This window comes from uncultured Acetatifactor sp. (assembly GCF_948601915.1).
Classification (GTDB): domain Bacteria; phylum Bacillota; class Clostridia; order Lachnospirales; family Lachnospiraceae; genus Acetatifactor.
Window position 1 is genome coordinate 18,379 of the sequence record NZ_CAPDXS010000015.1, and the last position, 24,735, is coordinate 43,113.

At 59.3% G+C, this 24,735-nt stretch carries 18 protein-coding genes; 2 read left to right on the plus strand and 16 right to left on the minus strand.

The window, feature by feature from the left end; genetic code table 11:
• From Q2B33_RS04130 to Q2B33_RS04165, 8 genes are all read right to left on the minus strand, one after another.
• Complete coding sequence (locus tag Q2B33_RS04130; protein WP_300571345.1) at window positions 1-1,308, minus strand: ABC transporter permease; 1,308 nt, start codon at window positions 1,306-1,308, stop codon at window positions 1-3.
• 21 nt (window positions 1,309-1,329) lie between these two features.
• Window positions 1,330-3,216 carry an HlyD family efflux transporter periplasmic adaptor subunit gene (locus Q2B33_RS04135; protein ID WP_300571347.1) on the minus strand — a complete coding sequence of 629 codons (1,887 nt, stop codon included), beginning with the start codon at window positions 3,214-3,216 and terminating at the stop codon, window positions 1,330-1,332.
• 94 nt (window positions 3,217-3,310) lie between these two features.
• Window positions 3,311-4,270, minus strand: a complete 960-nt coding sequence (locus Q2B33_RS04140) for a carbohydrate ABC transporter permease (protein WP_330684645.1) — start codon at window positions 4,268-4,270, stop codon at window positions 3,311-3,313.
• Window positions 4,267-5,214: a carbohydrate ABC transporter permease gene (locus Q2B33_RS04145; RefSeq protein ID WP_300571349.1), complete on the minus strand. Its 948-nt coding sequence runs from the start codon at window positions 5,212-5,214 to the stop codon at window positions 4,267-4,269. Before Q2B33_RS04145 ends, Q2B33_RS04140 begins: the two co-directional genes overlap by 4 nt.
• 26 nt (window positions 5,215-5,240) lie before the next feature.
• The gene (locus tag Q2B33_RS04150) at window positions 5,241-7,535 is read right to left on the minus strand and encodes an extracellular solute-binding protein (protein WP_300571351.1); all 2,295 of its coding nucleotides are present in this window, start codon (window positions 7,533-7,535) and stop codon (window positions 5,241-5,243) included.
• Between the two features lie 203 nt (window positions 7,536-7,738).
• Window positions 7,739-8,572, minus strand: a complete 834-nt coding sequence (locus Q2B33_RS04155; RefSeq protein WP_300571353.1) for a PHP domain-containing protein — start codon at window positions 8,570-8,572, stop codon at window positions 7,739-7,741.
• A gap of 71 nt (window positions 8,573-8,643) precedes the next feature.
• The gene (locus Q2B33_RS04160; RefSeq protein WP_300571355.1) at window positions 8,644-12,033 is read right to left on the minus strand and encodes an FtsX-like permease family protein; all 3,390 of its coding nucleotides are present in this window, start codon (window positions 12,031-12,033) and stop codon (window positions 8,644-8,646) included.
• Between the two features lie 4 nt (window positions 12,034-12,037).
• Window positions 12,038-12,742: an ABC transporter ATP-binding protein gene (locus tag Q2B33_RS04165; RefSeq protein ID WP_300571357.1), complete on the minus strand. Its 705-nt coding sequence runs from the start codon at window positions 12,740-12,742 to the stop codon at window positions 12,038-12,040.
• A 147-nt stretch (window positions 12,743-12,889) separates the two neighbouring features.
• Between Q2B33_RS04165 and Q2B33_RS04170 the strand changes: the two genes are divergently transcribed.
• A complete protein-coding gene (locus Q2B33_RS04170; RefSeq protein WP_300571359.1) occupies window positions 12,890-16,021 on the plus strand; it encodes a phospholipid carrier-dependent glycosyltransferase in 3,132 nt (1,043 codons plus the stop codon).
• A gap of 98 nt (window positions 16,022-16,119) precedes the next feature.
• On the opposite strand, the gene Q2B33_RS04175 is transcribed toward Q2B33_RS04170, so the two are convergent.
• Entirely contained in the window at window positions 16,120-17,478 is a 1,359-nt protein-coding gene (locus Q2B33_RS04175) for a stage II sporulation protein P (RefSeq protein ID WP_300804629.1), read from the minus strand.
• A gap of 109 nt (window positions 17,479-17,587) precedes the next feature.
• A complete protein-coding gene (gpr, locus tag Q2B33_RS04180) occupies window positions 17,588-18,511 on the minus strand; it encodes a GPR endopeptidase (RefSeq protein WP_300815152.1) in 924 nt (307 codons plus the stop codon).
• A gap of 245 nt (window positions 18,512-18,756) precedes the next feature.
• Between gpr and rpsT the strand changes: the two genes are divergently transcribed.
• Window positions 18,757-19,020, plus strand: coding sequence for a 30S ribosomal protein S20 (gene rpsT / locus Q2B33_RS04185; protein WP_300571365.1), 264 nt, complete (start codon window positions 18,757-18,759; stop codon window positions 19,018-19,020).
• A 137-nt stretch (window positions 19,021-19,157) separates the two neighbouring features.
• On the opposite strand, the gene Q2B33_RS04190 is transcribed toward rpsT, so the two are convergent.
• The 6 genes from Q2B33_RS04190 to mnmA form a co-directional block, all read right to left on the minus strand.
• On the minus strand, window positions 19,158-20,042 hold the full coding sequence (locus Q2B33_RS04190; RefSeq protein ID WP_300571367.1) for a sugar phosphate isomerase/epimerase: 885 nt from the start codon (window positions 20,040-20,042) through the stop codon (window positions 19,158-19,160).
• A 59-nt stretch (window positions 20,043-20,101) separates the two neighbouring features.
• Window positions 20,102-20,884, minus strand: coding sequence for a histidinol-phosphatase (locus Q2B33_RS04195; protein ID WP_300571369.1), 783 nt, complete (start codon window positions 20,882-20,884; stop codon window positions 20,102-20,104).
• 54 nt (window positions 20,885-20,938) lie between these two features.
• Window positions 20,939-21,838, minus strand: coding sequence for a TPM domain-containing protein (locus Q2B33_RS04200; protein ID WP_300571371.1), 900 nt, complete (start codon window positions 21,836-21,838; stop codon window positions 20,939-20,941).
• A 36-nt stretch (window positions 21,839-21,874) separates the two neighbouring features.
• A complete protein-coding gene (locus tag Q2B33_RS04205; RefSeq protein ID WP_300571373.1) occupies window positions 21,875-22,864 on the minus strand; it encodes a hypothetical protein in 990 nt (329 codons plus the stop codon).
• Window positions 22,865-22,907: 43 nt separating this feature from the next.
• A complete protein-coding gene (locus Q2B33_RS04210; RefSeq protein ID WP_300571375.1) occupies window positions 22,908-23,432 on the minus strand; it encodes a hypothetical protein in 525 nt (174 codons plus the stop codon).
• Window positions 23,433-23,597: 165 nt separating this feature from the next.
• Complete coding sequence (mnmA, locus tag Q2B33_RS04215) at window positions 23,598-24,689, minus strand: tRNA 2-thiouridine(34) synthase MnmA (RefSeq protein ID WP_300571377.1); 1,092 nt, start codon at window positions 24,687-24,689, stop codon at window positions 23,598-23,600.
• Window positions 24,690-24,735: the final 46 nt, after the last annotated feature.

Genomic DNA, 24,735 nt, shown 5'->3' on the forward strand with positions numbered 1-24,735 from the left:
CTACGCCTCCTCATTTTTGCGCCCGCCACGCCTCCATCCGAACCTGCGCTTCTTTCGGGCACCTTCCGCAGATTGCTCCCCGGACATTTCTTCCGCCCCGGCCTCCTCCGCGGACGGCTCTCCGGGCATTTCTTCTGCCCCGGCCTCCTCCGCCTCATCGAAATCGTCATATTCGGACTTTTTGCGCTTTTTGCGCTTCTTCCGGATTTTCTTCCCGGAAGCTTCCTCCCCCGGTTCGGCTTCCCCGGCTTCCTTCGCCTTTCTCTCCTTGCGCTTCTCCCGGAGCTTCTCTATCCTGCGCTCCGCGAAATCCTGAAGCTTATGCCAGACATCCTTCATGGTCCAGCCCTTGTGCCGCCACCAGATGCAGAAGAACACAATCGCCAATCCCACAGGGTAGAGCAGGAAGAGGATGCCGAACAACGTCAGCACCATCAGCACATCCGCATACCCTCTGGCGATGTTCTCCCAGTAAGGGTAGATGATGGCCTTGCCGTTCATGGAGCGGGTTCCGAACTCCGCGATGAGCTTCAGCCTGGAAAGCAGGGAATAGCGGGAGGTATTCTCCACCACTTCCACCTCTTTCTCCTCGGCCCCCAGCTTCTCCTTGACATAATTATAGGCAAAGCCCGTCACAGGGTTAGGCATGACTATCTCGTAATGATTGATTCCGTGGCTGTCCCCCAGCTCCGTCAGCGTCTGGTAGGATACATACACCACGGTGCTGTCCAGCCCCGCAGCCTCCGCGAAATGCCCAGAGGGTCTGCGGATCACGCCTGTGACGATGTGGGGGACGCCTCCGATATAGACCGTCATCCCTGCCACGTCGTTAGAGCCGAACAGCTGCCAGGCCGCATCCTCGTCTATGACGCAGTAGTCCTTCATCAGGTCATTGCCCGAAAAGTAGGAGCCGTTCAGCAGGGTCAACGGATGGAACAGGAAAAAGTCGCCGCCGATGCCGATGGCGTCCGCCGTCAGGTTCGTCTTGCCGTTGGACAGGGTCACCTGGCCGTCCGCGCTGTAGGCATCCGCCCAGAGCCTGGCGCCTGGATTCTCCGATTCCTGAACCACGGAAGCTTCTGTCAGGGCGGCATCAACCGTATGCTCAAATTCAATGAGCGCATCCTCCGTGATGCCGGAGCCCACGGAGAAAAAGCAGCTCACCTGGGAGGCGTTCCCGTCTTCGCTCCAGCGCTGCGCCGCCGTCTGGGTAAGCTGGCTGCGTCCCAGATGGTTCGACACGAGCAACAGGATCAGGAAGATGAGAAAGGAAATCCCCCCGCTTATGCCCAGTACTATTCTCTTCATATGGAATGCCTTCCTTCCCGATTACCCTTCCGCCAGCCTGACTTGCTTTCCGGCCTCCACGGGCTTGGTGGATGTAGTGATTACAAACTCGTAGCCGTACAGTGCGGCGCTGATCGCGGACTGGGTGTCGTCGCTGGCCAATACCTCCACATCCACCCGCGTTGCGATATAACGGGTATTCAGGGGCCCGGGCTTGGATTCCACGATCAGGATGAATTTGCCGTTGTTGTCCTCCCTAATCGCGCTGTTGGGCACGATCAGGTCGTAGTTGGCGCTCTTCTGGCCCACGGATACATTCAGGGTCTGCCCTGCCGTCACATCGCCGTCCACGTCAAAGGTCAGCAGCTTCTTCTGTCCCGGCTCATTGGGGTCGGGCTTGATGTTGGCCAGGGTCACTTTCAGGTCGTCATATCTCCAGGCGTTCACCAGATCCGCCACGTCCCCCACGGACAGCCGCTTGGCCTGTTCGTTGGTGACGGAGAAGCTCATGGAGAAGCCCTTGCCCGCGGGCTGCAGAACCGCCGCGGGGGTGCCGGGCTCAGTGCTCTCTCCCGCCACCACGTTCAGGGTGGTCACCGTGCCTGCCACGGGGGCTGTGATGGTGGCGCCTACGGATTTGTCCGTCAGCTCCTTCACCAGCTTCTCCTGATCCGCGATTTTGGTCAGGAGGGCCGAGAGATCCACCTCCTTGGTGAATCCTGCCAGGAGGTCTGTCAGTTCCTTCTCCACGTCCTCCTTCTCGGCGGTGGCCTTGCTCAGGCTCAGGGTCAGGTCAGCCTTTTCGTTGTTCAGGGCTTCCCGCTCTCCGCCGCCGGAGCCGCCAGCCTCCTTGTTGGCCAGGTTGCGCTGGGCATCGGCAAGCTTGCCCTCCCAGGTGCCCTTGGCGGTCACGGCGCTGTCGTATTCGGTCTGGGCCTCGTTTATCTTCTTCTGGGCCTCTGCGCGGTCTGACTCGATGGCGGCGCTGGCATTCGCCAGAGCTTGGTTGGCGTTCTCCAAAGCCAAATATGCGCTTTCCTCAGCTTTCTGAGCCTCCTTCACACTGCCCTCACCCTCACTCTTTAGACGGTCAAGCGCAGCCTGATCCTCAGCGCTCAAATCTCCCTGAGCCGCCTTCTCCTCAAGGCTTTTCTGACGATTTTCCCTCTCGCTTCTCTCCTTTACCGCATTATCCACAGCCGTCTGGCAGGCCGCCACATTGTCCTGCGCCACCTGCACCGCGCTGTTCACGGATTCCAGCACGCCCTTAGCCGCCTCCAGCTTCTGATTTGCCGTCTCAATCCACGCCGTGGCCTTGCTCAGCTCTGCCTGGGCATAATTCACCGCCTGCTGCTCCGCGGAGGTGTCCACCGAGCCGTCCCCCAGTTTGCCCAGGGCAGCGTCTATCTCCGCAATCCGGTTGTTGTAGGCATCGATAGTGTTCTCCAGGGCATCAATCCGGCTGTTGTAGGCATCGATCTGGGCCACCTTGGACTCCGTAGAGGTCACATCGCCAGTCTGCACCTTGTTCACGATATTGGAGGAGGTGTCCGCCGCCACGATGGCCTTGTCATACTCCGCCTTCAGGCTGTCCAGCTGGGTCTTGGCCTCCTTCAGCTCCGTGCTCTCCGCATCCTCCAGATACATCAATACATCGTCCTTCTCCACCTGGTCCCCCACCTTCACGGCCACCTGGGACACCTTCCTGGATTCCGACACCTCCACATTGTAGGGATTTCCGCTCTCCACTACCCCTGAGCCGCGGATCTTGGCCGTGATGGTCCCCGACTCCACGTACTGCGTGGCTACCTCCGGCAGGGAATAGTTCATGATGGTGTTGGAGAAAAAGGTGAGCACCAGCATCACCGACAAGAATATGATGGCCGCTGTCTTCACCCATTCCCTTCTCTTCTTTCCGTTCTCGTTCATCGCTCTTCCTCTCCTCTAATCCTCTATCTGTCTAAAAAACAAACTGAAACTGGTGCAAGTCCGGAAGAACGCCGCACTTGCGTTCTTCTCACACTTAGCCCTTGATTCCGCCCTGATATGTAATGCCGTCCACCAGATATTCCTCCCCGTACAGGAAAATCAGCAGGCTGGGCACCATGTAGATCGTAGCCACCGCGAAAGCCAGTCCAATCTCCCCCGCGTTGATCTTGCTCAGGAATACCGACAGGGGATGCTGCTCCGGATCCGACATCAGGATCAGCGGCTGCTCTACCATGTTCCAGTAGTCAATGAACACCAGTATGGCCGCGGAGCATATGGCCCCCTTGCACAGCGGCATGCATATCTTGCGGTAGATCTGCCATTCCCCCGCCCCGTCTATCTGCGCCGCCTCCAGCACCGACTCCGGGATCCTGCGCATGAACTTGGTCAGCAGGAACACCGCAAAAGGCGAGAAGATGCCGGGGAGCCAGATGGCCCAGTTGGTGTCCAGAAGGTTCAGCCAGTCGCTGACCAGGTAGTTGGGCACCAGCGTCACCTGATAGGGCATCAGCATCAGGATGATGTACGCGAAGAATATGATCTCCCGAATCCTCCCCCGGTATCTGGCGAAGCCGTAGGAGGCCAGGGAGGCCACGATCAGCTGGAACACCACAATAGGCCCCACCAATATCACGGAGTTCCAGAACTTGAACAGATACTCCGGACTCTTGAACAGCACCGTATTGTACTGGCTGAAGGACACCATATCGGGGATGAACTTCAGGTTCACCCTTTCGGAGATATACACCTTGCCCCCGTTGGCGTCCGTGGCGAAGATAGAGCCATAGTTGGCCGAAATCTCCGAGGCCGCCATAAAGGAATTCGTAATGGTCAGCACGATGGGCATCAGGAACAAGATGGCGAAAGTGGCAGCCACGATAGTGGCCAGCGCGATTTTCGCCGTCTGATACCTCTTCCTGCGCATGGCCAGCTTCCTGTCCCGCTCTCTGGGATCCAGGGTGGCCGCAGACATTTTTTCCGGTCTCTTTTTCACCCCTCCACATCCTTTCCGAAGCGATTCTCAGCGATGAACAGGACACCGATGATCACAATCATCACCAAAGACATCAGGATCGCTGCCGCAGACAGCGTCTGGTAGTCCAGGGATTTGAACTTATTGTTCATGAAATGCTGCAGCGTGTAGATAGAGTCATAGGGGTAATCCGTGGTCAGCAGATATACCTCCCTGAAAATCTTGAACGAATTGATCAGCGACATAATCGCCACGAACAGCAGCGTAGACGACAGATAGCGAATCTTTATGTAGAAGAATGTCTGCAGGGGCCTGGCGCTCTCCAGCTCCGCCACCTCCAGGATGTCCTTCGGTATGCTGGCCAGCGCCGCCATGAACAGGATCATGTTGTAGCCCAGGTTCTTCCACAGGAACAATATGACGATTACCACAAGGGCGTAATCAGATTTCAACCAGTCGATCTTTTCGCCGCCCAGGGCCGCCAGCACCTCGTTCACCGCGCCGTTATAGTGGAACAGCACCTGCCAGATCAGCACGATGGAAGCCACGGGCACCATCATGGGGCTCAGGAAGAAGGTACGGAACTGGCTCCGGAAAGGGAGCTTGGCCTCCAGCACGATTGCCAGCAGCAGGGACAGCACCACCGCCAGCGGCACCGCCACAGCCGAGAACATGAACGTATTGTGCACTGCCCGCCGGAATGCGGTATTGCCCATGATGCTCGTAAAATTGTCCAGAAATACAAAATTACCGCTGATGGGATTGTCTACCAGCGAATAATAGATGACCACCAGGAAAGGGAGGATGAAAAAAGCCAGCACTCCCAAGAAGCTGGGGGCGATGTACGCCCCCGAGCTGATCTTAATCTTGCGCATCCTTCTGGTGGTTTTATTTTGATGTCCTTTTGCGGAAGCCTCCGGCGGTTTTCCGCTTTTTTTAAATCTCTTCACTCTCATAACTCCCATCCGCCTGTCTCCCAAGGCCGCAGGCGCTATTTATTCTCGCCCACGTAAATCTTGATGCGGCTCTGGATGACCGAAGCCACCTCGTCCACGCTCTTCTGTCCCTTGTAGAAGGGCGCCGCCTCCTCGTTGATGATATTGAGGACCTCATCTCCCTGGGAATAGCTCACAGGCTTCGCAATCTCCATCAGGGACAGGGCCAGATCCACCTCCTCCTGGGTGGGGATGCTGTACTCGTAGCTCCAGCCGTCCCCATAGGAGATGCTGCTGCCGCCCCCCATGACGATGGGTTCCCCGTTCTCGTCATAGTAAAGCTCCCCGTTCTCGTCCGTATAGTATTTCACCTCCACGGCATCCGCCGCCATGGCGTTCAGCTTGCTCTTCATGGTAGGGAACCCAATGGAGCTAAAGCCCCTGTCGGGATTCTCCTCCTTCGTCAGGAAGCCCTCGATGAATTCCCACGCGCCGTCCTTATGCCCTGACTTGGATGTGATGGCATAGGCCTGGGAGGCGGAGAGCATGCAGCCCACGCTGCCGTCCATAGTGGGATAACCGATATAGGAGGCATCCCCCTGGAAGATTTCATTGCACATCTGCAGCTCATTGAAGTCGTAGATATTCTCTTCATAGAGGAGCACCTGGCCCTTCTGAATCTTGTTGGGCGTGGACACGTCCTCCTTCTCCCAGTCATACTCCTCCGGGAAACGATTGGCGAAATTCAGTATATCCTTGAACTCTTCGGAGTCAAACCGGCATTCCCCGGTGGACCAGTCGATGAAGTAATCGGCATTGTACGCCATCAGTGTCATCATGATGACATCCTTCGTCTTGCTGTCGAACAGCAGGGCGTCCGGATGGGCATCCGCATAGGCTATCAGCTCCTCCAGTGTCCATCCCATCTCCGTGCCTACCTCAGATCCCTTGCCTACCACGGTCGACATCTGGAAGCCATAGGGGATGCTCACCAATTTGCCGTCCAGGGTGTAAGCCTCCAGGATGTTCTCCAGGAAATCCTCCCGGCTCAGCTTTTCGCTCTTCTCCAGATAGCCGTTCAGATCCTCGAAGACGCCCTTTGCCGCCAGCTGCTTGATGTTCAGGCCGCTCAAGTCCAGGATGTCCGGACAGTTGTTGGAGGTGATGTCATTGTTCAGCCTAGTCATGCCGTCCGCCATGTAGGCTTCGTAGTCATCCCCGTCCCAGCTGTTGAAGTCCAGATAGCCCTTGATGCTGATGCGGTACTTGTCATTGGATTTATTGAACTTCACCGCCGCGGCCTGGATATCGGAACCGCCGTAGAGGCTGCCGATGACAATCGTCTCCTTCTGGGGCACCTCGCTGGCCTTTGTCTTGGTCAGCAGCGCGATGCTCTTCTCATTGGTCTCCCAGTCCGAAGCGACGGCCAGGATGCGGCCATCCTCCAACCCCCAGAAGTTCTCCACAGTGTTGCCGTTGATATCGCTGTCCAGCCAGGTGAACAGCTCCGTGGATGTCTGGGACTTCGTATCATACTCGTACACACGATTGCCGTCCTGGGCCAGGAAGTCCTTGTCGATGCCGGGCACCAGCGCGTTGCTGTTGCTGCTGGGATAGTTCTCATAGGTATTGCCCGTCTTCTTGCCGTCAAAGTCGATATCGCACAGGACAGTGTCTCCATTGCTGGTGTAATAGCACAGATACATCTTGCCGTCCTTGCCGCTGCCCATGGCCCGGATCCAGTTGACATCGGCTCCCAGGGACACTGTCCCCCGCTTGTTGCCATCCGCGTCGAACAGCCAGACATTGTTCTCTCCTGTCACATAAATCCGGCCCTCTCCGTCGATGGCCATGTTGTCCACATAGCTCTCGGCCACCAGCTCCGTCATGTCCTCCGCGAATATCTGCTTGCCCTCGGCATCGAACTTGCACAGGAATGTCTCGGACTTGGTGTAGTCCTCATTATAGACATTGGTAGTGCCGTACATGCTGCCGTCCTGGGCATAGACCAGGCGGTTCAGGTTCCAGTTCTTCTCCTCCACATAATTCAGCGGTGTCTTCGTTATGTTTCCGTCCGCCAGGGAATACCTGCAGATGCTCTGGGTGGAAATCTCCGTTTCCTCGTCATAGTCGTAGGACTGGTAGCAGAGGGAGTCCCCCACCAGCTGCATGTCATAGAAAGAAACGGTCTCGTCGTCGATGGTGATGAACTCCGGCACCCAGACCCATTCCTTCTTCTCCGTCTCCCCCCCTGAGGAATTCCCGCAGGCCGCCAGGGATAACGCCATGGCCGCTGAAAGCGCCAGCCCCAGGACGCGCCGACAGATTGCCTTGTTTTTCATAAGCTTCATTTTCCATATACTCCTTTTACATGATCCGGCACAGCCCCCGGCCCGCATCCCCCGCAGGACTGTACGCAAAAATACTCAATATGTAGTGCAGACAAGATAACGCTACATACTGAGTATATCACACTATGGCCGAAATGTACCTTAAGATTTTATGAATTACAGAAGAACAACGCTTAATTTTGCAATAATTCTGTAACAAACACTCACTTGGCGCTCTTCTGTGTGCAGCTTAGAGCCTCCTGGCACATGCTTACGCGGATATAGAGCTTGCCCAGCTCCCGCCTGCGCTTCCTGGCCCTCATCATGCTGGCCGCATGGTTATAGAACCAGAAGGACTGCACCAGCACATTGTTCAGGCTGCCCATCTTCTCCTTGGTGGTGCCCATGTAGTGCCGGCCTCCGCAGGTGCAGGCCTCCCGGCCCCTCTCCTTCACCAGCCGGATCAGGTCCGACTCGCAGGCGATCTCGCCCTCGAACTCCGTATAGGCATAGCCCACGCACTCCTCCTTGTGGGCGTCGCTGCCGCCGAAGACCGGCTTCTCGAACCTGGCGGCGATCTCCATGGCGGTAGCGTTGCTCTCCGGGCTCTCGCAGGCGTTGAAGCCCTCCAGGAAGTCGAATCTGTCCATCACGGCCAGGCGGTTTTTGTGCTTCCTGGTATTGGTGATGCTCAAGTACCTCTCCCCGCAGGGGTGGGCAGGCCCCAGGATCCCGCCGTTCTTATGGACGATGTCTATCAGGAACTGCACCGGCAGGCCCCGCAGCTCCAGAATCTTCAGCTTCACGCCCTCGGGCATGACCACCAGGATATGGCCGGCGTCGATGGTGTCGTACTCCACGCCCTTCAGGACTACAAAACCATCTTCATCCCCGTCCCCATGCAGCCTCTTCCAGCTGCGGTACCCCTTGTAAGAGTCGTGGTCGGTGACCAGCATCCCCTGGAAGCCCTTTTCCTTCAGGCAGGAGATGAATTCCGCTATGGGCACCTTCCCGTCCAGGGAGCCCTCCTTTGTGTGGCAATGCATATCGAATTTCATTGATTCCATCCTTTCCGATTCTATTCCGATTCCATTTATCTCCATAATCATTTATGACGGCAGTCCACTGATCAATCCACGCTCTTTAAGGACTCCGTCATGCTGATCGACTCCAGCTTGCCGCCCATGGCCAGATTCACCAGCCAGGCGAAGAGGAGCGTAAGGATCCCGCTGTACACATAGCTTATGGGCCTTACATAGATATGGAACGCAATCATGTCCACCCGGATCTCGCTCATGACGAACCTGTGCAGCAGGTGTCCAAGCCCCAGCCCCAGCGCCATGCCCAGGGCGCTCAGCAGCACGTTCTCCCGGAACACATAGGCGTTGGTCTCCCGTCTGTAAAAGCCCAGCACCTTGATGGTGGCGATCTCCCTGATCCGCTCCGTGATATTGATATTGGTCAGGTTGTAGAGCACGATGAAGGCCAGCCCCGCCGCGCACAGGATGACCACCACCACGATGATGTCCAGCGCGGAGAGCATGCTGCCGATACGCTCCATCATGTCCGAGCTCACGCTGACATTGGCCACCTGGTCCAGCTGCATCAGCTCCGCGGAGAGCTCATGGATCGTGGGCGTGTCCGCGGGCACCGGGCTCCCCTCCTCCGCTCCCTGTGCCAGGTTCAGGTACACTGTCCTGCGCTCCGGCTCCTGCCCCGTCTGCTCCAGCCAGGTATCCTCGGAGACATGCACATAATTATACAGATAGTTCTCGTAAATCCCGGTCACCTCCACGGACAGCTCTTTCCTGTCGCTGTCCCTGAGGGTTATCCTCTCGCCGATCCGGATATCATAGTCCTCCGCCAGCTTATTGGAGATCACTGCCTCCCCGTTTCCGGGATAGTCGATTGGCTCCCCTTTTTCCGTATGGAGGTTCAAAAATGGCGCCATGCCCTCTTTGGTCCCTGTGACCAGGTAGACGGATTTCACCCCCGCCTGCGCCTCCAGGTCCATGTTCTTCTCCATGACGCAGGTGTAGCCCGCGATGGCCTCCATCCCGTCCAGCCTTTCCCGCAGCGCCCCGTCGGCATCCTCCTTCAGGGTCATCCCGCAGTCATAGGTCTGGATCTCCCCGAACTGCCTGTCGCCGATGTCCGCGATGGAGTCCTTGACCCCGAAGCCTGTCACCAACAGCGCCGTGCAGCCGCTGATGCCCACGATCATCATGAAGAGGCGCTTCTTATAGCGGAAGATATTGCGCAGGGACACCTTGTGCAGGAAGCCGAGCCTCCTCCACACAAAGGGGATGTACTCCAAGAGCACCCGCTTGCCCGCTTTCGGCGCTTTCGGACGCATCAGCGCCGCTGCCACCTGGGCCAGCTCCATGCGGCAGGAGAGCCATGTGGTGCCGATGGAGCACAGCAGCGACACCGCCAGGGATATCACCGCCAGCCTCCCGTCGAACACATAGCAGATTGGGTCCGTGTCGTACATGAGGCCGTAGCAGAACCATATGACCTGCGGAAATCCCCAGGTGCCCAGGAAGAAGCCGAAGGTGCAGCCCGACAGGGCCGCCAGGCCGGAGTAGACCATATATTTGGACATGATGGTGCCCTCGCCGTAGCCAAGGGCCTTCAATACGCCGATCTGGGTCCGCTGCTCCTCCACCATCCTGTTCATGGTGGTGATGCATACCAGGGCCGCCACCAGGAAGAAGAACACCGGGAAGATATTGGCGATGCCGTCCACGATGGAGGAGTCGTTCTCGAAGCACACATAGCCGATATTGGTGTCCCTGCCCAGCACGTAAGCCTCCGGCTGCTTTAAGTCGTCCAGCTCCCTCTGGCCGTCGGAGATCTCCCCCTCCGCGTCCGCTATCTTCTCCTCGAACTCCGCTTTCGCCTCCTGGTACTCCTTCTCCCCGTCGGCGTATTCCTGCCTGGCATCCTCCAGCTCCGCCCCTTTTTCCGCAAGGGCCTTCCTGCCCTCCTCCAGCTCCTCTCTGGCCGAGACAAGGGCCTCCTCCCCCTCCTCTATGGTCTGCCTGGCGTCCGCCAGCTGCTGCCTGCCGCTCTCGAGCTCCAGCTTTCCCTCTGTCAGGGCCCTCTGGCCGTCCTCCAGCTGGGCCCTGGCAGAGGCGATGGCCACCCAGCCGCTGTCCAGCTGGGCCTCGCTCTCCGCAATCTGGGCCCTGGCCGCCTCAAGCTCCGCCTCCTGGGCCGCCAGCTCCGCCTCCATCGCGTCCAGCCTGGCCAGGGCCTCCTCCAGCCTGGCGATGAGGGAGGCGTTCAGCTCCCCCTCGTTCTGTCTCAGCTCCTCGAGCTGGCTCTCCAGCTGGAACCTGCTCTCGTCCATGAGCCGCCTGGACACCGCGACCGCCGTCTCGCCGCTTCGAAGCTGGGCCTTGCCCTCCGACAGCTCCCGCTCCCCTCTGCGCAGCGCCACCTCGTTGGTATCTATGGCAGTCCTGGCCGCGGCCAGCTCCGCCTCCTTCTGGACCATGAGGGCCTCACCGTCGGCCAGCTCCACCTCCTTCTGTGCGATGGTGGCCTTTCCCTCCGCCAGCTCCGCCTCCTTCTTGCGGATGGTGGCCTCACCGTCGGCCAGCTCCGCTTCCGCATCCGCCAGGGCCTTCTCCCCGTCCTCCAACTGCTTCTTCGCATCGTCCAGCTGCTCTCTGGCGTCCTCCAGCTCCCTCTCACCCAGGGTGCGGTTGTCCGATAGCTCCGTGCGGGCATCCGCCAGCTTCTCGCTGCCCTCCCGGAACAGCCTGTCATACCGGTCCCGGGCCTGTCCCTCGGCAAATTCCTCCCACACCGAGGTCTTCTCGTCCATAAAGGCATCGTACTCCCGGCTGTACAGAGGGAAATCCTGCCGGAAGCGCACGTAGACCTCCGTGAAGTAGTCCACATCGAAGCCCTCCGGGTTCAGGTAGGCGAAGCCGTCCAGCCGCCCGGAGCCCAGGGATGTGTTGCCCCGCTCATACTGGATGTACAGAGGGGACTGCACCAGCCCCACCACCGTGTATTCCCTGTGGGCGAAATGCTCCAGATCCCCCCGGGCATTGTCCCGGGACAGACGGATCACGCTCCCCACAACAGACTTCCCGAAGCTGCCGCTGTCCAGCACGCACTCCGCCCCGGTCTCCGGCAGCCTACCGGACACCAGCTTCAGGGTATTGAGCGTCTCCGGCATGCTGTGGGTCTTGATGGCGCCCATGTAGTCGTCCCCCAGTTCATAGAGCACGTCAAAGGAAATGGCGCCCTCCGCCGCCTCCACGTCCCGGGCCGCGGAAAAGAAGTCCACGTTCTCCTGGTCGAAGCCCAGTGTGGACACCAGGCGCAGGTCATAGAACCCATGCTTTCCCAGATAACCCGTCACGGTCTCCACCATGGCCCCGGTGGTCACCTTCAGCCCCGCGAAAAAACCCACCCCCAGCGCCACGATGCCGAAAATCGCCAGAAAACGCCCGAAGCTCGATTTGATTTCCCTGAAAGTCGTCTTCCCGATCCCCCGCATAGGCTCACCACTCGATTTCCGAAATATCCACTATATTCCGGTTCTTCACCATGCTCACGATGGTGCCGCTCTTCACGGTGATGACCCGGTCGGCCATGGCCGTCAGGGCCTGGTTGTGGGTGATGACGATGACGGTCTTGCCCACCTCCCTGCAGGTATTCTGCAAGAGCTTCAGCACGGCCTTGCCCGTATTGTAGTCCAGGGCCCCGGTGGGCTCGTCGCAGAGCAGGAGCTTGGGATTCTTGGCCATTGCCCTGGCGATGGCCACCCGCTGCTGCTCCCCGCCGGAGAGCTGGGCCGGGAAATTGCCCTTCCGGTCCTTCAGCCCCACCTGGTCCAGCACTTCGCCCGCGTCCAGGGGGTTCCTGCAGATCTGGGCCGCCAGCTCCACGTTCTCCAGGGCCGTCAGGTTCTGGACCAGGTTGTAGAACTGGAACACGAAGCCCACGTCATAGCGCCTGTAGGCGGTGAGCTGCTTTTTGCTGAAGGAAGAGACCTTCTGGCCGTCCAGGTACACCTCCCCCTCGGTCGCAGTGTCCATGCCCCCCAGAATGTTCAGGATGGTGGTCTTCCCCGCGCCGGAAGCGCCTACGATGACGCAGAACTCCCCCTTCTCGATTTCAAAGTCCACATCGTGCAGGGCCGTGATCTCCACCTCGCCTGTCTTATACACTTTTTTCACGTTCTGAAAGCTCACGAAAGCGTCCATACCCTCAAATCAGCCCTTTCAAATCCCGCATAACGGCTTTCTGACTCACACTCAATCAGTATAACACAAAAGCTTTTCTTCTACCACTTTTTTTGCTATAATAAATTCTAAACAAATCTAAAGCGATTATATAAGGAAAGAAATGCCATGATTATCATTCATCTCGCCGCATTGTCGGGAATCCTCCTCATGGGGGCATGTTGGATCGCATCCGGTAGGAACCGTCCCGCTCCGGGAGCAGGAGGGTTTGCCGCATTGTTCCTGGCCGCACTGGCCCTGCGGCTGGCCGCTGCCGCCCTCTCCAAGGGCTTTGGCACCGACACGGCATGCTTCGCGGCATGGGCCGAGCGGATCTGGGAGGTGGGGCCCGGCGGCTTCTACGACCCGGATGTCTTCTCGGACTATCCGCCGGGATATCTCTATGTGCTCTGGCTCCTGGACGGCGTCCGCAGGCTCCTGGGGATAGAACATTATTCCGCCGCCCATCTGGTGCTGCTGAAGCTCCCTTCCATACTATGCGACCTGGCCTGCGGCTGGCTGCTGTGCCGGGAGGCCGCCAAAAGGCTTTCCGGGCGGCACGCCTTCTTCCTCTGCGCCGCTTACCTGTTCCATCCGGTGATCCTCCTGAACTCCTCCGTCTGGGGCCAGGTGGACTCCCTGACTGCGCTGGCGGCAGTGTTCCTTTGCGTCTCGCTGATCCGCGGGCGGATGTATCCCGCGTACATCGCTTTTGGCCTGGGGCTTTTGGTCAAGCCTCAGATGCTGCTCCTGGGGCCTGTGCTCCTGGTGGGCACCATAGACCGGATTCTGGCCAGCCGCCGGGACGGGAGCGGAGGCAGGGCTGTTTCCTTTCTGCCGGAGCTTTTGCACTGCCTGTTCCAGTGCCTGTCCGTGGCCCTGGGCGGCGTCATCCTATGCCTCCCCTTCGGCCTGGCGAAGGTGGCGGCGCAGCTTCTGGACACCCTGGGCTCCTACCCTTACGCGGCGGTGAACGCCTACAATCTCTGGGGTCTCTTAGGCCTGAACTGGGTCAGCCAGGACAATGCATTCTGGGGCATCCCCTACAGGCACTTCGGCGCCCTGGCAATCGCCGCGGCCGTGGTGCTGACAGTGCTGCTGGGCCTGCGGGGCAGGGGCTCCAAGGATAGATATCCCTTTCTGGCGGCTTTTACGGTGATCACCGTCTTCCTGTTCTCCGTGCGGATGCATGAGCGCTACCTCTATCCCGCCCTGGCGCTGCTGATGCTGGCCTATATCTGCAGGCCTGCGCCCGGAACATACGTTTGCCTCTCCTGCTTCGGCGCCCTGCATTTCTGCAACACGGCGTGGGTGCTGTTCTTCTATGACCCGGGCACCTATGACAGGAGATCGGCCTCCATCCTGCTGGTGTCCGCGGGCATGCTGTTCTGCGGAGCCCTGTTCTACCGCACGGCTTACAGGCATTACGGCGGACAGGACAGGCCGGAAAGCCCTCCCCTGCCCGCCCCGGCTTTACAGAAGGGCTTTCCCGGCACTCCCCCCCGGCGTTCCCCGGGGAGGCTCTCCCTGAACCGGGCGGACATCCTCTGTATGCTCGCCGTCACGGCGGTGTACGGCTGCTTCGCCCTCTATGACCTGGGGGAGCGGCAGGCTCCCGTCACCCGGCTGGACATGGTGCAGGGCCAGTCCATAGAGCTTTCCTTCGGCTCCGGGGCGCCCGCCTCGCTCTCCTACTACATAGCGCCCTGGCAGGACAGGACTTTCCTCATGGAGGGAAAAGGGGAATCGGATCGGAACTGGTCCTATCTGGGGGAGTTGTCGATGCAGAATGTCTTCACCTGGCAGGAGACGGTTTTCCAGGTCTCCGCCGCACATTTGCGCCTCACTCTGCAGGACGCCCAGGCCGCCCCCATAGAGCTGGTATTCCGGGACGCGGCGGGGAACATTCTCGTGCCTGAGAACGCTTCGGACTATCCCGCCCTGTTCGATGAGCAGGAACTGTACCCGGATGCCTTCACCTTCCGCAACGGCATGTACTTCGACGAGATCTACCACGGGCGCACGGCTTACGAATTCCTCCACGGGCTAACTTCCTATGAGAACACCCATCCCCCTCTGGGCAAGATCTTCATCGCCATGGGGGTGGCGCTCTTCGGCATGAATCCCTTCGGCTGGCGCATCATGGGGACGATTTTCGGCATCGCCATGGTGCCCGTGGTGTACCTGTTCGCCAGGCGAATCGCCAGAGAGACCCTGCCCGCGGCTCTGGCCTGCATGCTGTTCGCCTTTGACTTCATGCATTTCACCCAGACCAGGATCGCCACGATCGACACTTATGTGACCTTCTTCGTGATACTGATGTACCTTTTCATGTATCGGTATGTCACATTGAGCTTCTACGATACGCCGTTAAAGAAGACCTGGCTCCCCCTGGGGGCCTGCGGGGTCTGCATGGGGCTGGGCATTGCCAGCAAATGGACCGGCATCTACGCCGGGGCCGGGCTGGGGCTGCTCTTCTTCTCCGCGCTGTACCGCAGATACCGGGAGTATCTCTACGCCAAGGCTGACCCAGAGGGGCAGAGCGGGGGCATCTCCCATGCCCATATCCTCCGGTGCTTCCGCGGATATGCCTGGAAGACCATCGCTTTCTGCCTGGTCTTCTTCGTGGCCGTGCCCGCCGCCATCTATCTGCTGTCCTACCTGCCCTTCCGGGATTACGGGGACAGGGGGCTCCTGGGCCGGATGCTGTACAACCAGCGCACCATGTTCTCCTACCACAGCAACTTGGTCTCCGACCACCCCTACGCCTCGGCCTGGTATGAGTGGCCGGTGATTTCCCGGCCCATATGGTACTATTCCCGTGTAGTCACGCAGACGGCCCAGGGGGGCCTGCGGGAGGGCATCAGCGCCTTCGGCAATCCGGCGGTATGGTGGGCTGGGATCCCTGCCTTTCTCTACATGGTCTGGCTCTGGCTCGGCAGGAAGGACCGAAACGCCGCCTTCCTCACCGTGGGATACCTGGCCCAGTACCTGCCCTGGTTCTTCGTGACCCGGGACACCTTCATCTACCACTATTTCCCCAGCGTGGCTTTCGTGGTGCTGATGGTCATGTACGGCCTGCTGCAGTGGAAAAGGCGCGTGCCCAGACGCTTGTTCTTCCTGACGGCGGCGCTGTACGGGATGCTTGCCTTCGCCCTGTTCCTGCTGTTCTACCCGGTGCTGGCGGGCCAGCCGGTGGAGGCCTCCTTCGTGGCCAGGTATCTGCGCTGGCTCCCCGGCTGGGTGCTGACGGCCCGGTGAAGACATGGGCACGCCGGTGTCCGTCTGTACCGGAGCCCGTCTGCCGGTGTCTGTCTGTACCGGAGCCCGTCTGCGCCGGAACGGACGCCGCCCGGCCTCTACTCCGCCGGGGCGTTCCCGGACTGGCCGCTTCCGGACAGCACCAGGTCCAGGATATGGGCCAGGGGGTCGCAGGCGTTCATGACCTCCTCCAGGGTATTGTTCTGGGCCCCCAGCTCGATGAGCAGGGATTTGGGCCGCAGGTGCATGTTGTAGCGGTATCCCCTCAGATAGATCCGCCTGGTGAGGTTCGGATAGTACTCCATGGCTGTCTTCTGCATCTGGAAGGAGAAAGCCAGGTTGCTGTCCAGGTTCTCATTGTACAGATAGGAGATGTTGCCCGTCTTCTTGGTGCGGGACAGGCCGTTGAAGAACATGAACCTGGCCGTGGGCCTGCCGTCCAGGTCCATCACCAGGCGGGTGCCCTCTGGCATGGCGTCCCTGTGCAGGTCGATCACCACCTGGATGGAAGGATATTGCTGCAGCAGCGCCTCCAGGTCTCCCAGCGCCACCGCGTAGGAATCGTCCCTGGATTCCGTGTCATATTGCCCCAGATGATGGAGCACCTGATAACCGTACTCCTCCGTCAGGATGGTGGTCAGCCTCTCCCCCACGCCCATGATGGTCTCCGACATGTCCCCGGGCGTGGAATCCGCGAATTCCTCATGGGCATGGGTGTGGTAGATGAGAATCTGCGGCCCCTCCGCGTCCTTGGATATGGTCATGTCCTGGCCCATCAGTTTATGTACGTCCAACTGGTCGCTGCCCGCCACGGTGTTGGCATCCACGGTGTAGAACTGCTGTATCAGCGTCTCGTAGTCGCTCAGCGGCTCCAGATCCAGGTTCACCTGTTTCTCATGGGGCAGGAATACGCCGGGGCGCTGCTCCATGGCCGCCTGGTTCTCCGCCCGCAGAAGGTCTGCCAGGTCCTCCTCCCCGGGCTGGGCGGCGCTGTCCGGCCCTGCCGTACTCCCCCCCTGGACAGGGCCGGCATCCCCCTCCGGAGGGATGTCCTCCGGCAGGGCTTCCTCCACCTGCCAGGTCTCCTCCTCCGCCTCGGCCAGCAGGATCGTGCGGATGTCCTCGGCGCTCTCCCCCTGCTCTCCCGACGGCTGCCCTGTCACATATCCGTAAAAAGGGAACAGGCAGGCAATCTGTTCCCGCAGCAGCCACCAGGTTCCGTGGCCGCCCTCCTCCATGAAGGCAATGCCCGGCATGAACTGGCTGTACAATAAGGTGCGGGCCCCGTCCCATATGCTCTTCAGCATGGCCTCGCCCATGGTAGCTTCCCCCGTGGATACGGAGACCGCGCTGCAGCTCTTCGCGGCCGCCTGTATCCCGAGAATCAAAAGGGCCAGCAGGATCAGCCTCCCAGCCCGTTTTTCGGCAAAAGCTTTCCTGGAATGCTTTTCTTCCATATTTACGGCAATGCACTTCCTTTCTTCCCTTCCCAATATATGCCCGTCTGTGCCGTTCCATGATAGAATTGCCGTGAAAGCCTTGTACCAGTGCCCCGATGCATGAATCCTAGCGCTCCATGAAGGTCTCCCCGATGGCGATGTTGATCCCCTCGGATACGGTGAAGCTGACCCGCTTGATCACCGCGTCGATGTCCTTGCCCGTCATATACATATTGTTCAGCTCCGCGAAATGCAGCTGCTGCTTCTCCCGGTACCTGACATTCTCCAAATCCTTCTCCTCCAGGAGCCTGTCCAGGGCATCCGCCACGATGGTGGCCGCATCCACCACCGTGGGGATGCCGATGGCTATCACAGGCACGCCCAGGCTCTCCTGGGTCAGGGCGTTCCTGTGGTTCCCCACCCCGGAGCCCGGCTGTATGCCCGTGTTGGTGATCTGGATGGTGCGGTTCAGCCGCCTGACGCTGCGGGCCGCCAGGGCATCTATGACAATCAGCGCATCGGGAGACGTCTGTTCCACCACGCCCTTGACGATCTCCGCGGTCTCCATGCCGGTCTTGGCCATGACGCCCGGCTCCAGGGCGCTGATCTGGTTCATTTTGCTGCAGTTGTAGGCAGCCGTCCCGTACTCCCTGACGATGTGCCTGGTGATGAAGAGATTGTCCACAACCTGGGGCCCCAGGGCGTCCGCGGTCACCTCCCGGTTGCCCAGCCCCACCACAAGGATGGACTGTTCCTCGTCCGCTCCCGGCAGGAGCTCCAGGATCTCCTCCGCCAGGCGGCCGGATATCTCCCTGTGATAGTCCTCGTCCGGCTCCACCATGGCCGGAGCCTCCATGGTCACATAGATGCCCATGGGCTTCCCCATGGTCCTGGCGGCGTTCATGGTGTCTATCATCACCTTGGTCACGCGGATATCCTCTTCCTCGTGATAGCGTTCCTCTACCCTGACGCCCCGCAGCTTGCTGTCCGCCTCGCTGATGCTCTCCCTCGCCTCCAGCGCCAGGTCCGTCCTCATCTGAAAGTTTCCCATGGACTGTCTCTCTTCCATCTCTTCTTCCCTCTCATTCCCGAATCTGTATATGCAGCGATTAAATCTTGCCCCAAAACCGGATAAACGGCATGGCTTGCTTTTATTATTTTAGTCAATTTTTCTCAGATTATGTCTTGACAAACTTTCTATTATTTACTAAACTATCCTTATGTGTTTACGATAGTCCTCCGTGTCTGGCTAAAGTGAAACGTTAATAATCTTGTATACAATTGGAGGTGTACGACTTGGCTAACATTAAATCCGCGAAGAAGAGAATTCTGGTGAACCGCACAAAGGCTGAAAGGAACAAGGCAATCAGATCCGGCGTCAAGACCGCTATCAAGAAGGTCTATGCCGCTATCGCTACCGGGGACAAGGCTGCCGCTACAGCAGAGCTGTCCGCTGCCACAAAGGTCATCGAGATGGCCGGAAGCAAGGGTGTTTATCACAAGAACAACATTGCCCACAAGGTTTCCCGTATCAGCAAGGCCGTCAACGAGATGGCCTGAACCACAGGACAAATAAATCCATAGGCAACATGCAAAAAAGGCATCCGTCTCTCACCACGGATGCCTTTTCTTTTTCTATGCCGTCTTTCCATGCCATTTTCCTATGCCGTTCTGCCATGGGCCGCCGGTCTCCCGCTCTACGCTCCCGCCGCCTGCTCCCGGATGCGCTTTATCAGGTAATGCCCCGTCTTCGCCATCAGGGCGCTGGCCTCGGGCATCAGCTCGGGAGGAAGCCCCCGCAGGAATTCGTCCGCCTCCAGGGTGAAGTCCCCCTCGTAGCCAATCTCCGCCAGTGCGCCGGTTATGGCCTCCCAGTCCAGAGCCTCCATGAAGGGCATGGTGTGGCAGTCCCGGACATAGTTCACGTCATGGACATGCAGAGCCTGAAGCCGCTTCGCCCCCATGGCGCGAATCACGTCCTGGGGCTCCCTGCCCACCAAAGCGCAGTGCCCCAGATCCAGGCAGCCCACGATCCAGGGGCTGTCCAGCTCGTCCAGCAGCCCGCAGAACTCCTCCGGCGGGGCGCAGACGCTGTCCACGATATAGCCCCTCTTTTTATCCCTCTGCCACATGTTCTCCGCGCAGATGCGGATTCCGTATTCCTGGCAGTAAGGTATCAGGCTGCGGTAGAATTCCAGGTTCTCCTCCCAAAGCCTGTCCCGGTTCGTCGCGTACTCCAGCTCCTGCATGGGGTGTACAACGATATTCCGTACACCCATCAACGCAGCGGCCTCCATGGCGCGGAGGATCCGTTTCCGGATCTCCCTGTCGTAGGGCTCCTCTCCCCTGGAAGAGGGGAAGGGCGCGTGGGCCTGGGAGAATCCGATGCCGCACTGGGCGGCGGTGTCCTTCAGGCGGAGGGCATGCTCCCTCCAGGCATCGGTGCACCAAATCCCCTCCCCCAGCTCCATGCCGAAGAAGGACCAGTCCAGGGCCTCGAAGCCCGCCTTCTTCAGGATCGGGATGCAGGCCTCGTCCCCGAATACCTCCGCTGCTACATGTGTCTGCGTGACAAGCCTCATATGCTTTCCTCCTTGCAGATTTTATTTGTACATCCTGTTTCCTTTTTCCTCCATGCCCCTCAGACCGGAGGCCGAAGCTCCACTGTCTCCCGCAGCGAAAGCCCATACCGCCTGGCTATATCCTCCGCCTCCTGTATGGACTGCGGACGGTTCAGGGCTTCCGCGTCATGGGCGTCTATCCCGACGATTGCCTCGCAGCCCTCCTTCCCGGCAATCTCCCAGAAGCGCTCGCTGGGATAATTCCTGCCTTCGTAGATTCCCAGGCAGTTGATCTCCAGGGGCAGGCCCAGGCTTTTTGCTTTCCGGCAGAGCCGCCGCATCTGCTCTTCATAGATGCCCTCCTCCCCCGTGAACCGGATCAGGTCGGGATGGGCCACATAGGTGAAATACCCCGTCTCCATGGCCTGTATGGTCTGCGCGCAGTATTTCTCCAGCACCCCGGGGTCATCGGTGGGCCGCCCGCTCCAATAGCCGCCAATCTCGCATTCGATGTAATGCTGGCCCAGCAGGAAATATTCCACAGGATAATCCGCCACCAGGCGCTGCAGCTTATGGAAATACTCGATATAATGCTCCGTGTAATACTCTACCTCCAGGCCCAGATGGATCTCGATGTCCTCCCGGTATTCCCTCTTCAGATCCAGGACCGTGTCCACATAGCCCTCCAGCTGATCCACCTGCATCCGCATGTGGGAGACAAACTCCTTTGGGTAGGAATAGGGCGTATGGTCGGAAAACCCCAGGACCTTAAGCCCGCCCCGGATAGCGTTCTCCACATATTCCCTCTCCGTCCCCGAAGCATGCCTGCACCGCCATGTATGGGTATGGTAATTTGCCCTCATCTTCTCTCTGCCTCTTTTCTCTTTGCCAATGCCCTTCTTTACGTCTCCGGGCCCCTAATGCCTGTGGCTCCCGCCTCCATGGCTGGCCCCGCCGCTGCTGGTATGGTGCCCGCCTCCTCCGCTGTGCCCGCCTCCTCCGCTGCCGGAGTCCGTCTCGATCTTCCTGGCGGCCACGTTCTTGCGGATCAGCATGTCCTCCTTATTCCGAAGCTCCGGCCTGCCGCCCGCCACATAGGCGTTCACCGCCACCGTGTTCTCCGCTTTCTTCTGGGAGGCGCCGCTGACGGCATAGATTATGGCCACGATGACAGGCAGGATGGCCACCAGCCCCCAGGAAAAGGGCAGGGACAGGGACGTGTCCATGAGCTTGGCCACCTCTTTCACATAGGCCCTGTAGGCCCTGTGGGGATCCGTGGCATAATAATCGTCCACCGCATAGAGCACCTGGTCGATGTCCCTGACACTGAAGCGCTGCTCCACGCTGCCGCTGGTGGACAGGTGCTCGCCGTTCTGGCCCTCGTACCAGTTGTGCAGCAGCAGGACGCCGTCCCCCTCGAAGCCCTTGTTGTAGCCGTATCGATTCTCGTCCCAGAAATCGTCCGCCAGGTCGCGCATGTTCTGCTCCCAGTCCGCTGACCGCAGGCCGTACTGCTCCATGGCCTCCTGCCCTTCCACTGACTGGCTGAAGGTCACCAGCACGATGTCTATGTGCAGCTCCCTCTCCGTCTTCGCTATATATTCCCGCAGATCCTCTTCCTCCGCGTCGGTGAGGACGTCCGCGTAGTCATACACCCGCTCCTTAGGCGCCTCGTTGTTTGCCCTGGGCATGTCCCGCGTCCGGGCCGACAGCGCCGCCGCGATGCACGCCGCCGCCAGGATTCCTATCCCGATGAACCAAAAGCGGAAATAGTGCAGATATTGTTTCCTTGCTTCTTTCTTAAAATCCTCTTCCATTTTTCCAACCTCTTTCGCCTGCATTTCCGTGTCGAATCAAAGCAGCCCTAACAGTATCTGCAGAAGCGCCAGGGCAGCCGTCAGGCAGGCCCACAGCGTGCCCGTGTACGCCAGGAACTTCGCCCGGGAGAAGGGCGCCGTCCCCACGATTTTTCCGGTCTGCCCGTTGACGTAAAAGGGGTAGTCCTGCTCCTTATATCGGTATATGTACTTCCACACCGGCAGCAGCCCGTAGGACGCCCTGCTGTCCCGCACGGAGATGTCCTCCCGCACGGTGCGCACCGTATTGTACCCGGCATAGCTCTCCCGCAGGAGCTTGGCCGCGTCCTCCTTCATCAGCGCCATGGCGCGGTTCTCCACCTCACCGGCGGGCATGTTGTACTTCTCCCCGTAGAAGCCGGACATGAACCGGGGGCTGAAGTCCACCATCTGGCCGTACTGGAAGGGGGCCAGCAGATCCATCACATCGTCCGGCATCTGTTCCGAGGCGTCCACGGGAATCCTGTCGAAATCCATGTCCATGCTGCGCTCTATGGCAAAGACGCTGGTCTCCGTGTATTCCTTGTCCCCGCTGCGCCAGACCCTGACCTTGGTGCCCTCCCCCTGATAGTGGCAGACGGTCTTGTAATCATAGAACCAGTAGGGCACATAATAGCCCTGTATGCCGTTCAGCCGGGCCTCCGAAAGGAAGTCCGTGGGGGAGAACCGGCATTTCCGGAATTTCTCCCGCAGGGAATTCTTGCAGCTTTCCTTGCCCATCTGGAAGGGGATCAGCATCCGGGGGGCATACTTTCCCTCCACCCGCTCGTTGAATATCAGGAAGCTGTCGCAGTAGGGGCACTGGGTGGCCGAGGTATGCTCCTGCACCTCCACCTCTCCGCCGCAGTTGGGGCAGAGGGTCAGCGCCTCTGTCTGCCCTTCCGCCCGCTCGTCGCTGCCCTCGCTCTCGCAGTAGGGACAGTACATGCCATGCCTCTCCGGACTGTATACCACATTGCCGCCACAATTCTTGCATCTGAAATACATCGTTTCTTCCTCTCTCGCTGTCTGACATCTTCAGCGGCGCCGCCTATCTCCCGCAGAAATCGCAGAGCACCACTATCTTCAAAGGCGTTGTCTGGGCCGGTATGCTCCTGGTGGAATTGTCGTAGGTCACCACCAGGTTGCGGCCTGTGGGGCTCCCCTGGAAGTACTGGTTGTTGGTGGTGCGCACCTCCACGCTGCCGTCCAGGTTCAGCTGCAGGGTCTGGTCCTCGTTCACCAGCGAGGTGTCGTAATACCCTACATCCACCATCCGCCCGTTCTTCTGGACCGCTGCCGCCACCGCGTTGTACTGGGGCGGATAGATCAGGGGCATGGGCGCGTCCATGGAGTACCAGAAGGTGCACATCATCCCCACGGCCAGGGTCTCGAAATCCACCACATAGGTGGAGGGCGTCACCACGAAATTCACGGTGTTCCCGTCCATGTCCTCCACCGTGATGAACAGCATGCAGCCGTCCGCGCGGCGGTTCCCGATCCTGGTAGGCACCAGCTCCACGATCGTCCCTGTAACAGAGCCGAAACGGCTCCTTTTGAAAGATGTCTGATTCATAAAATCCATATATTTCCACTTCTCCGCAATAATCTGTCTTCCTATTTATATGCTTTTCCCGCGGAAAGTTGCCTGTCCTCTGTCAGCTACGGCTTGCTCCGGTTCGTCTGCCTGGGGCCGGGTCCTTTCGTCTATGCGGCATATCTGCCTGCGCGGTATATCCGCTCATGCGGTATATCCTCCTGTGATGATGCCCCCGCCGCACACATACTCCCCGTCATAGAAGCAGATGGACTGTCCCGGCGTGGCCGCCCGCACCGGCGATTCAAAGAGGGCGCGTACCTTCCCGTCAGGCAGCTTCTCAATCCGGCAGTACTCGCCCTTATGGTTGTAGCGGATCTTGGCCAGCACACGCATGGGCGCCTCCAGATCCTCTATGGTCATGAAACTGACACTGTCGCAGACCACCTCCCTGGTGAAAAGGGCCTCGTTGTCCCCGATGACCACCTCATTGGTATCCGGACGGATCTCCGTCACATAGACCCGCTTTTCGCCGGGCAGCTCCAAGCCTCTGCGCTGGCCTATGGTGTAATGGGTGATGCCTTTGTGTCTGCCCAGCACTTTTCCTTCCCCGTCCACGAAATCGCCCGGGCCAGGAACCCGTCCCGGAGCCTGGCCGTCGATGAAGCCTGCGTAGTCGTCATCCGGCACGAAGCAGATTTCCTGGCTGTCCGGCTTCTGGGCCACGGGCAGCCCCAGGCGGCTGGCTATGGCGCGGACTTCCGCCTTCTCATACTCGCCCACGGGCATCAGGGTGTGGGCGAGCTGCTCCTGGGTCAGGCTGTAAAGGGCATAGGTCTGATCCTTTTTCTCGCTTACGCCCCGGCGGACGGAGAAGCGTCCGTTGGGGAGCCTGGCAATCCTGGCGTAGTGCCCCGTGGCTATGTAATCCGCTCCGATCGCAAGGCTGCGATCCAGAAGCGCCTCCCACTTCACGTAGCGGTTGCAGGCGATGCAGGGGTTCGGTGTACGTCCCTGCAGATATTCTTCTACGAAATAATCTATCACATGGCATTTGAACTCCTGCCTGAAATTCATCACGTAATGGGGAATCTCCAGGGCCTGGGCCACTCTCCTGGCATCCTCCACCGCCGACAGGCCGCAGCACCCCTGGCTGTCACAGGTTTCCTCCCCGGCGCCGTCCTGCCATATCTGCATGGTGACGCCTATGACTTCATAGCCCTGTTCCTTCAGAAGATAGGCCGCCACGGAGGAATCCACGCCTCCTGACATGCCTACCACTACCTTTTCTTTCATGGTTCCTCCCGCAAGTAAAACTGATGCATACATTATAAAGTATCTT

Bases quoted from the DNA above. Each gene is read 5' to 3' on its own strand.
- Q2B33_RS04175 (WP_300804629.1), bottom strand. From the start codon at position 17,478: ATGGAAGAAAAGCATTCCAGGAAAGCTTTTGCCGAAAAACGGGCTGGG.
- mnmA (WP_300571377.1), bottom strand. From the start codon at position 24,689: ATGAAAGAAAAGGTAGTGGTAGGCATGTCAGGAGGCGTGGATTCCTCC.
- gpr (WP_300815152.1), bottom strand. From the start codon at position 18,511: ATGGGAAACTTTCAGATGAGGACGGACCTGGCGCTGGAGGCGAGGGAG.
- Q2B33_RS04200 (WP_300571371.1), bottom strand. From the start codon at position 21,838: ATGGAAGAGGATTTTAAGAAAGAAGCAAGGAAACAATATCTGCACTAT.
- Q2B33_RS04210 (WP_300571375.1), bottom strand. From the start codon at position 23,432: ATGAATCAGACATCTTTCAAAAGGAGCCGTTTCGGCTCTGTTACAGGG.
- Q2B33_RS04145 (WP_300571349.1), bottom strand. From the start codon at position 5,214: ATGGGAGTTATGAGAGTGAAGAGATTTAAAAAAAGCGGAAAACCGCCG.
- Q2B33_RS04150 (WP_300571351.1), bottom strand. From the start codon at position 7,535: ATGAAGCTTATGAAAAACAAGGCAATCTGTCGGCGCGTCCTGGGGCTG.
- Q2B33_RS04130 (WP_300571345.1), bottom strand. From the start codon at position 1,308: ATGAAGAGAATAGTACTGGGCATAAGCGGGGGGATTTCCTTTCTCATC.
- Q2B33_RS04205 (WP_300571373.1), bottom strand. From the start codon at position 22,864: ATGTATTTCAGATGCAAGAATTGTGGCGGCAATGTGGTATACAGTCCG.
- Q2B33_RS04190 (WP_300571367.1), bottom strand. From the start codon at position 20,042: ATGAGGCTTGTCACGCAGACACATGTAGCAGCGGAGGTATTCGGGGAC.
- Q2B33_RS04165 (WP_300571357.1), bottom strand. From the start codon at position 12,742: ATGGACGCTTTCGTGAGCTTTCAGAACGTGAAAAAAGTGTATAAGACA.
- Q2B33_RS04135 (WP_300571347.1), bottom strand. From the start codon at position 3,216: ATGAACGAGAACGGAAAGAAGAGAAGGGAATGGGTGAAGACAGCGGCC.
- Q2B33_RS04170 (WP_300571359.1), top strand. From the start codon at position 12,890: ATGATTATCATTCATCTCGCCGCATTGTCGGGAATCCTCCTCATGGGG.
- Q2B33_RS04155 (WP_300571353.1), bottom strand. From the start codon at position 8,572: ATGAAATTCGATATGCATTGCCACACAAAGGAGGGCTCCCTGGACGGG.
- Q2B33_RS04195 (WP_300571369.1), bottom strand. From the start codon at position 20,884: ATGAGGGCAAATTACCATACCCATACATGGCGGTGCAGGCATGCTTCG.
- Q2B33_RS04160 (WP_300571355.1), bottom strand. From the start codon at position 12,033: ATGCGGGGGATCGGGAAGACGACTTTCAGGGAAATCAAATCGAGCTTC.